We start from the raw sequence: 2745 nt of genomic DNA on the forward strand, positions 1-2745 counted from the left end.
TTTGAAGCCCCGGCAATGAACCCTGCTCATTGAACCCTGCTCATTGAACCCTGCGCACTGGAGCTGCCACCCCCAGCCTTCGCCCGGGAGCCTGGAGTAGCGCCGTTTTATATCTGAATTGACATATATAACCAACTAAAAAATTGTTCCCATGTCTGAAGCGGCTGGCCACAATCGCGCCATCTTTTGTTCATCACCTTCAGGAACGACCTCCATGAAACGCATCTCTGCCCTGGTTCTGGCCTTGTCGGCCACCGCCTTCTCCGTGCCCGCTTTGGCCGCCCAGCCCCTGCTCAGCCCTGCCGAGCTGCAGGCCAAACTGTCTGACGCCAACGTGCGCGTGATCGACATCCGCGACCCCAAGTCTTTCGCCACTAACCACATCGCCGGCTCAGTCAATGCACCTTACGGCACCTGGCGCGGCCCGGCCAGCAACCCCGGCGAATTGCCCGCCCTGCCCAAGCTGACCACCCTAGTGCAAAGCCTGGGCCTGACCCCCAGCACGCACGCCGTGATCGTTTCCAGCGGGGCAGACGCCACCGACTTCGGCGCTTCGGCCCGTGTTTACTGGACGCTCAAGGTGCTGGGCCTGCAAGACTTGTCCATCCTCAACGGCGGCCTGAAGGGCTGGGCCACGGCCGGTTTGCCGCAAAACAACCAAGCCGTGAAAGTGGCGGCCAGCAGCTTCCAGCCGCAAATTGACGCAAGCCTGGTGGCCACCAAAGAAGAGTTGGTGGCCCGCGTGAAGTCGGGTGACGCCGCTTTGATCGACGCCCGTCCTGCCGAGTTCTTCAATGGCGACACCCGCCACGCTGCCGCCAGCGTGCCCGGCACCTTGCAAGGCGCGGTGAATGTGGAACACAGCCAATGGTTTGCCCCCGGCACATCCACCTTTGTGAACGCCGCTCAAGCCCAGAAAGTGGCCGCATCCAGCCCCATCGACCCGGCCAAAGAGACCGTGTCCTTTTGCAACACTGGCCACTGGGCAGCGACCAACTGGTTTGCCATGTCCGAAGTGCTGGGCCAGAAAAACGTGAAGCTCTACGCAGGCTCCATGGTGGAGTGGTCCAAAGACGCCAACGGCCTGCCCATGGCCAACGTGCCCAGCCGCCCCAAGCAGCTGCTGATCGACACCAAGCTCTGGGCCGAGAAAACATTCAAGTAAATTCAGGTCATGAAACGCCTTCCTTTGGCGGCCTTGCTGGCCGCCTTTTTCATCTTTTTAGCGCTGTCCGTGTCCATCCGCCAAGCCGTGCTGATGGGGGTGGGCGTGGGCATGGGCGTGGCTTTGGCAGGTGCGCGCTTTGGCTTCACCACCGGCTGGCGGCAGCTGATCGAGCAGCGCAACCCGCAAGGTGTTGCTGGGCAAGTGCTGCTGCTGGCCTTGGCCAGCTTGGCCGCGTTGCCGCTGCTGGGCCAGTTTCCTGAACTGCACGCTGCCTTGGGTCCGCCGAGTGTGAGCTTGTTGGTGGGCGCATTCGTGTTTGGGTTGACCATGCAGATTGCCGACGGCTGCGGCTCGGGCACTTTGTACAAAGCCGGCTTGGGCGTGCCGCTCAACATGGGCATCTTGCCGCTGTTCGCTTTGGGCAGTTTTTTGGGCTCGGTGCATCTGGACAGCTGGTTGTCACTGGGTCAAATGGCCCCGGTCAGTTTTTCTGCCGAATACGGGACGGGCGGCGCTTTGGCCTTGACGCTGGCCTTGCTGGCCGCCGTGCTGGTGGCCGTGCGCCTGTGGGTGGGCGCGGGCCAAAGCTGGTTCGACAAACGCTGGGTCTGGGGCGCGGTAGCCCTTGCCGTATTGGCCACTTTGAATTTGTTGCTGGCTGGGCAGCCCTGGGGCGTGGTCTACGGCTTTGGCCTTTGGGCAGCCAAGATCTCGGTGGCGCTGGGTGCTTTTGACCCCACTGCCAACGCCTTTTGGGGCCAGGCGGGCAATGCGCAGCGCCTGGCACAAACCGTGTTCATGGACGTGACCACCATCACCAACATCGGCATTTTGGGCGGTGCGTTGTGGGTCTCGGCCAAGTCGCCGGCCGGCAGCAAGCCCCTCACCACGCAGCAATGGGTGATTGGCCTGGTGGCCGGTTTCGTCATGGGTTACAGCTCACGCTTGGCCTTTGGCTGCAACATCGGCGCCATGCTCAGCGGCATCTCCACGGGCAGCTTGCACGGCTGGTTGTGGGTGCCTTTGGCCTTTGCTGGCACGCTCATTGGCGTGCGCGTGCGCCGCCACTACCAGTTCTGAAGAGGGCCACATGAACACGACGCACAAACTGCAAGCGGTTTTCTGGCTGACGCTGGTCGCATTTTTGGCTTGGGACTTTCAGGCCTCCGCCCCGGTGGACCTGCGCAATGAACCACCCCTGATCGCTGCAGGCTCGGGCCAGGCCAGCAGCGGGGGGCATTGCTCGATGGCGAAGTGAAGCGAAAAAGGGAGGATGAAAGCCAAACTCCAGCCCTCAACCTCAGCCGCTCAGGCTTGACCGATCGGTGCTGGATGGCTATTCTTCCTTACCGCATCGTAAGGAAAAATCATGCTCAGCACCCTGACCAGCAAAGCGCAAATCACGCTGCCCAAAGATGTACGGCAGATGCTGCAACTCGAGCCCGGCGACAAAGTAGCCTTTGTGGCGCAGGCCAATGGGCAAATTGTCGTGAGCAAAGCTTCCAAGGCTTCCTTTGCCAGCTTGCGCGGCTTGCTGCCAGCGCCCGCCCAGGCGCACACGGTCGAAGAAATGAACC

At 61.7% G+C, this 2745-nt stretch carries 4 protein-coding genes; all 4 read left to right on the plus strand.

Features of this window, described 5'->3' with window-relative positions; genetic code table 11:
• Window positions 1-214: 214 nt before the first annotated feature.
• Complete coding sequence (locus Q0341_RS07260) at window positions 215-1165, plus strand: sulfurtransferase (RefSeq protein ID WP_299511591.1); 951 nt, start codon at window positions 215-217, stop codon at window positions 1163-1165.
• 9 nt (window positions 1166-1174) lie between these two features.
• Complete coding sequence (locus tag Q0341_RS07265; RefSeq protein ID WP_299511593.1) at window positions 1175-2248, plus strand: YeeE/YedE thiosulfate transporter family protein; 1074 nt, start codon at window positions 1175-1177, stop codon at window positions 2246-2248.
• Between the two features lie 10 nt (window positions 2249-2258).
• On the plus strand, window positions 2259-2426 hold the full coding sequence (locus Q0341_RS07270; protein WP_299511595.1) for a hypothetical protein: 168 nt from the start codon (window positions 2259-2261) through the stop codon (window positions 2424-2426).
• 111 nt (window positions 2427-2537) lie between these two features.
• The coding region (locus tag Q0341_RS07275; protein WP_299511597.1) for an AbrB/MazE/SpoVT family DNA-binding domain-containing protein at window positions 2538-2745 on the plus strand (208 nt) is incomplete at its 3' end.

This window comes from uncultured Limnohabitans sp. (genome assembly GCF_937889215.1).
Classification (GTDB): Bacteria; Pseudomonadota; Gammaproteobacteria; order Burkholderiales; family Burkholderiaceae_C; genus Limnohabitans_A.

Excerpts from the sequence above, each read along its gene's own strand:
- Q0341_RS07265 (WP_299511593.1), top strand. The coding sequence starts at position 1,175 with ATGAAACGCCTTCCTTTGGCGGCCTTGCTGGCCGCCTTTTTCATCTTT.
- Q0341_RS07260 (WP_299511591.1), top strand. The coding sequence starts at position 215 with ATGAAACGCATCTCTGCCCTGGTTCTGGCCTTGTCGGCCACCGCCTTC.
- Q0341_RS07270 (WP_299511595.1), top strand. The coding sequence starts at position 2,259 with ATGAACACGACGCACAAACTGCAAGCGGTTTTCTGGCTGACGCTGGTC.